This window comes from Actinotignum sp. usb-actsch-213 (assembly GCF_059085665.1).
Genome location: NZ_JBHNSQ010000025.1, coordinates 1 through 1,144 on the forward strand (window position 1 = coordinate 1; position 1,144 = coordinate 1,144).

General features: G+C 57.4%; 1 protein-coding gene. It reads left to right on the forward strand.

Annotated elements, in window-relative coordinates; all coding sequences use genetic code 11:
- Nucleotides 1-128 precede the first annotated feature (128 nt).
- A partial coding sequence (locus AC5RK6_RS01765; protein ID WP_493926326.1) for a hypothetical protein occupies nt 129-1,144 on the forward strand: 1,016 nt, incomplete at its 3' end.

The following is a 1,144-nucleotide window of genomic DNA, read 5'->3' on the forward strand; positions in this document are numbered from 1 at the left end:
CCGGCGGTGCGACCTGCACCATCGGCACCGATGGCAATGTTGTGGTCAAGGTACCTGCGGATGCCAAGGACAAGTCTGAGATCACCGTGACCATCAAGGATGGCGATAAGGTCCTCGACACGTCCAAGGTGACCGTCAAGGATCCGGATACCGACGGCGACGGCCTGACCGATTCTGAAGAGGAAAAGATCGGCACTGACCCGAACAACCCGGATACTGACGGCGACGGCATCAACGACGGCGACGAGGTCAATGGCACCAAGAACCCGTTCAAGGACGATAAGTTCAATAAGGACGGCAAGCCTGGTAACACCAACCCGCTCAACCCGGATACCGATGGTGACGGCGTGAATGACGGCGACGAAGTTACCGGCAAGAACAACGGTGGCAAGCCGACCAACCCGAATAAGGCCGATACCGATGGCGACGGCGTCACCGATGCTGACGAAATCAAGGATGGCACGGACCCGAACAATGCTGACACCGATGGCGACGGCGTGAACGACGGGGACGAAAAGAAGAACGGGACCGATCCGAAGAACCCCGATACCGACGGAGATGGTGTTTCTGATGGTCGCGAAAAGGACCTGGGCACCGATCCGAAGAACCCGGATACCGACGGTGACGGTCTGACCGACGGCGAGGAAGTTGGCACTGACATTGACGAGAACGGCAAGCCGGCTCGCAACGAAGATGGCACCCCGAAGGTCGATGACTCCAAGGCCACGAAGACCGATCCGAAGAATCCCGATACTGACGGTGANGGACTCACCGANGGTGANGANAAGAAGATCGGTACTGATCCGAAGAACCCGGATACCGANGGTGACGGCATCAANGACGGNGANGAGGTCAATGGCACCAAGAACCCGTTCAAGGACGATAAGTTCAATAAGGANGGCAAGCCTGGTAACACCAACCCGCTCAACCCGGATACCGATGGTGACGGCGTGAACGACGGTGATGAAGTAACCGGCAAGAACAACGGTGGCAAGCCGACCAACCCGAATAAGGCCGATACCGATGGTGACGGCGTGAATGACGGTGACGAGATTGCCAATNGCACCGATCCGAATAAGGGCGACACCGATGGTGACGGTCTGACGGATGGTGAAGAAAAGGTGATCGGNACNGATCCGAAGAA